The following is a 3,528-nucleotide window of genomic DNA, read 5'->3' on the forward strand; positions in this document are numbered from 1 at the left end:
GTGCCAAATCCCATCCCCATCTTGGTGATGGGTATGATGATCTTGTCCTCCAAGTCCATAGGCTCCCCAATTATGTTCCTGGCGGAGAGCACCTTTAGAAGCTCATCCACTGTAGCCCTTATGGCATCGGTGCTCGTCATCTATGTCTCCATTAATAAGATAGTATGCACTATATTTACATCTTCTGGATTGCTGGAAAAGGTATAATTAGACCAAAATCTCTTCAGAAGAGAATAATGTCGGAGGATCTCAGATCAGTCTACAGCCGAGCTCCGGAGATTTTCCAGAGGCTCCGAAAAGAGATCGATAAGGTGATCGTCGGCCAGGACAGGGCCATAGAGCAGCTTTTGGTGTCGATTATCGCCGGAGGGCATGCCCTTTTGGAGAGCAATCCGGGTCTGGCCAAGACTCTGCTTGTGAAGACCACTGCCTCTTGCATGGGCCTGGACTTCAGCAGAATTCAGTGCACGCCGGATTTGATGCCGGCGGATATCACCGGCACCACCATCATAGACGAGATCGGCGGGGGAAAGAAGTTCCGCTTCGAGCCGGGGCCAGTCTTCTCTAATATCGTCTTGGCGGACGAGATCAACCGGGCTTCGCCCAAGACTCAGAGCGCCCTTTTAGAGGCCATGCAGGAAAAACAGGTAACCGTGGGCAACAAAACCTATGCTCTGGACAGGCCCTTCTTCATTTTGGCCACCCAGAACCCCATAGAGATGGAAGGAACCTTCCCATTGCCCGAGGCCCAGCTGGACAGGTTCCTGCTCAAGATCTTCATGGAGTATCCCACGATGGATGAGGAGCTGGAGATCCTGGAGCGGTATACCATCCGGGCAGAGCCCAAGGTCTCCCCTCAAGTGAGCAAGGAGGAGGTTATTGCCCTTCAGAAGCTCTGTCGCGATATACCGATCGCGGATGATCTGAAACGTGCAGTGGTTAACCTGGTCCTGGCCACACGTAACTGGGACGGGGTCCAGTACGGTGCCAGCCCCAGGGCCTCCATCGGCCTCATCTTATCGGCTAAGGCCAGGGCATTTCTGCAGGGGAGGAACTATGTATCCAAAGAAGACCTGCATGTAATGGCCTATCCTGTACTCAGGCATAGAATAATATTGGGATTCGAGGCGGAGAGGAAGGGCCTCACCCGCGACCAGGTGGTAGGTGACATCCTGAAGAGCCTATCGCTATGAGATGAATTATGGATACTGATTTCTTCAAAGAGCTGGAGCGATTCACTCTGCTCGTCCGGAAGCGCGTCTCCACGGCATATAGCGGTGGGAGGAAATCGATGCGATTTGGCCACGGCATCAGCCCGGTGGGCTATCGGGAGTATCGCAAGGGGGACGACTTCAAGCTGGTGGACTGGAAGGTCTACGGAAGGACGGAGAAGCTCTTCATCCGGGAGCATGAGGAGGAGAGAAGCCTTGTGGTCCATATCCTCTTAGACAGCAGCGCCAGCATGGGCTATGCCGGAAAGTATGCCTATTCCTCCCGCCTGGCTGCGGGCTTTGCCTATCTGGCCACCATGGAGAACGAGAAATACACTTTGTCGCGCTTCTGCCACCGGTTCTATCCCGGAGAGCCAAAGCGAGGGAGGAGGAACCTGATTTCATCCATTGCCATGCTTGATGATACTCTGCCCCGAGGAAGAACCAACCTGAAGCTGGTCTCAGAGCTTTTTGCCTCCCAGATCAAGACCACCAGCCTGGTGGTGCTGATATCCGACCTCCTGGAGGATACCGAGGATGTGATAACCAGCATCTTTCGCCTCTCCGGACATGAGCTGGTGGTCATTCAGGTCCTCTCCCCGGATGAGATGGGGATGGGATTCGGCGGGGATGTTAAATTCGTAGATATGGAGAGCGGCCTTTCCGTCATCACCCGGGTGACTGAGGGAGAGCGGGCGGACTACCAGACGAGACTGGCAGAGCATAACGAAAAGATCAGAGAAGCATGTGACCAGGTCGGTGCGAACTATTTCCTCTTCCAGACGGACCGGCCGATATTCGATGCCTTCTCTGAGATGCTCACCCGAGCGGTGGTCTGGAAGACATAGGTCATATATATATTCAAAACCATCTCTGGATAATATAAGATGAATAGCGGACTGCCACGCCAATGAAACCGAATAACAATACCATTAAGCTCAATTACGGCCAGGGTTGCCTCGATCTTCTTGCAGGCGAGGAGGCAAAGGTCGTCCTTCCCCAGGAGCTTCCGCCAGCCGGCTCCGGGGAGGTCGAGAGATCCTTAGATCAGGCGGTTGGAAGGAGGCTGGAGGATTTTGCAGGGGCAAGGTCGGCTTCCATTCTGGTCAGCGATATCACCCGCCCTGCTCCCAGCCACCTCATGCTTCCTCCGCTTGTCAAGAGGATCCGGGAGCTGGGTATCAGGAGTCTGTTTGTTGTCTTCGCTCTGGGCACCCATCGAAGGATGACCGTTGCCGAGGAGGAGTATCTCTTAAAGGACTGCATTTGCTTGCCTCATGTTCAGCACGACTCCAAAGGCTGTGTTCCCCTGGGATGGACTGAGCGGGGAACTCCGGTGGAGGTTCTGGAGGCGGTCGCCTCCTCTGACCTGATAGTGGCTACGGGAAATATCGAGTATCACTATTATGCCGGCTTCAGCGGCGGGGCAAAGGCCATTCTCCCCGGGGTTAGCTCCGAGCCCTCTGTGGTCAGGAATCACGAGCTGATGAGGGATCCTGCGGCAACTACCGGGAACCTGAAAAGCCCCGTCCGCCTGGATATGGAGGATGCTGCCCGAATCGCGGATCTGGATTTCATACTTAACACTGTCTTGAATAGCCAAAAGGAGATCGTCCTGTCTACCGCTGGAGACTTCATAAAGGCGCATAGAGTGGGGGCGGCGGCAGTTGACCGGATGTATCGCCGTTATGTGGAGCCGGCGGAGATCGTAGTCAGCTGCGCCGGAGGCAGGCCCAAGGACCTCAATTTATTCCAGGCCCAGAAGGCTTTGGACAATGCCAAGAATGCCGCCCTTCCCGGCGGTACCATCATCCTCTTAGCGGAATGTTGCGAGGGGCTGGGCCATCCGGCATTCGAGCGCTGGGCCTGCGAGGCCTCGTCTGCCGAGGACTGCTGGGAGCGGTTCGGCAGGGAGTACGAGTTTGGAGGGCACAAGGCGGCCTTCCTGGCCAGGGAGTCGATGGAGCACCATCTGATTCTGGTCTCTTCCATGCCCAGGGATAAGGTCGAGATGTGCTTTATGAATCCGGCAAAGACTCTGGATGAGGCTTTGGCCATGGCCAAAGCGAGGCAGGGCAAGGATGCGAGGATGCTGGTCATGCCTTACGGGAACCTGACCCTGGCGGTGGGGAAACGGGCTTCTGCTCACGGATCTTGGCCTTGAGAGATTCATTCTCAAATCTTAATTGCTCATTTTGATCTTGAAGTTGCCGAATGATCTCAGATTTGCTCATGCACTCATTTAAAATATATATATCATTACTTAATATTTATGGTATAATTTATCTCAACATGACTGTACTTTCCAACTTTTTAA

Annotated in this window: 3 protein-coding genes; all 3 read left to right on the top strand. The window is 54.2% G+C overall.

The annotated features are described in order from the left end of the window. Positions 1-236 precede the first annotated feature (236 nt). The 3 genes from BP822_RS07155 to larA all read left to right on the top strand — a co-directional run bounded on the left by BP822_RS07155 (position 237) and on the right by larA (position 3,375). Positions 237-1,193 (top strand): AAA family ATPase, encoded by a 957-nt coding sequence (locus BP822_RS07155; RefSeq protein WP_013718068.1) that lies wholly within the window; start codon positions 237-239, stop codon positions 1,191-1,193. An 8-nt stretch (positions 1,194-1,201) separates the two neighbouring features. Beyond that, complete coding sequence (locus tag BP822_RS07160) at positions 1,202-2,059, top strand: DUF58 domain-containing protein (protein WP_013718067.1); 858 nt, start codon at positions 1,202-1,204, stop codon at positions 2,057-2,059. 62 nt (positions 2,060-2,121) lie between these two features. Then, the gene (gene larA, locus BP822_RS07165; RefSeq protein ID WP_013718066.1) at positions 2,122-3,375 is read left to right on the top strand and encodes a nickel-dependent lactate racemase; all 1,254 of its coding nucleotides are present in this window, start codon (positions 2,122-2,124) and stop codon (positions 3,373-3,375) included. Positions 3,376-3,528 lie beyond the last annotated feature (153 nt).

This window comes from Methanosaeta sp. UBA458 (assembly GCF_002496085.1).
Lineage (GTDB): Archaea > Halobacteriota > Methanosarcinia > Methanotrichales > Methanotrichaceae > Methanothrix > Methanothrix soehngenii.